This is a genomic window from Arthrobacter sp. ZGTC131, from assembly GCF_002929275.1.
Lineage (GTDB): Bacteria > Actinomycetota > Actinomycetes > Actinomycetales > Micrococcaceae > Arthrobacter.
This window is the reverse complement of the sequence record NZ_PJIK01000070.1, coordinates 1-650: the sequence shown is the minus strand read 5'-3', so window position 1 is coordinate 650 and position 650 is coordinate 1. Positions and strand designations below refer to the sequence as shown.

Below are 650 nucleotides of genomic sequence, written 5' to 3'. Positions count from 1 at the left end.
GGCAAGCACTGAGGGGGAAGTTCGGCTTGACGGTTCCAAGGTCACGGGGCCACCGAAGAAGATGGCAGTGGTATTCCAAGAGTACGGACGATCTTTGTTTCCATGGTTGCGGGTCGATGCCAACCTCGAGCTACCGCTGAAGAACTCGAGAGTTCCTAAGAAGGAGCGTCAGCGGCTGGTCGCCGAGGCGTTGGAGGCTGTGGGTCTTGCGCATGTGCCGAAGTCCTACCCGTGGCAGCTCTCCGGCGGCATGCAGCAGCGCGTGGCGATCGCTCGGGCGATCGCCTACCAGCCAGAAGTGCTCCTCATGGATGAGCCGTTCGCTGCCGTGGACGCGCAAACGCGGGCCGACCTCGAGGATCTTATTCGGGATGTCTGGAAACGGCTGGGCGTCACCATTTTATTCGTCACCCACGATATTGACGAGTCTGTTTACTTGGGGGAGCGTGTCATCATCCTTTTCTCTTCCCCAACTGTGGTGCAGGAGGATCTGATGATCGACCGCCCGGTCGTACGCGACCAGCTTGAGACCAGAGCCCTGCCTCGATTCACTGAGCTTCGGCACCATGTCTACGAACAGATCCGGAAGGCGAAAAGCGGCAACAGTCCTGCCATCGCCCCGCCAGCCGCACCCGCCACCGGGACGTAGG

1 protein-coding gene is annotated in these 650 nt (G+C 60.5%); it reads left to right on the top strand.

All coding sequences use genetic code 11. The annotated features are described in order from the left end of the window. On the top strand, positions 1-649 hold a 649-nt coding region (locus CXQ90_RS21720), incomplete at its 5' end, for an ABC transporter ATP-binding protein (RefSeq protein ID WP_104141391.1). Between the last annotated feature and the right edge of the window lies 1 nt (position 650).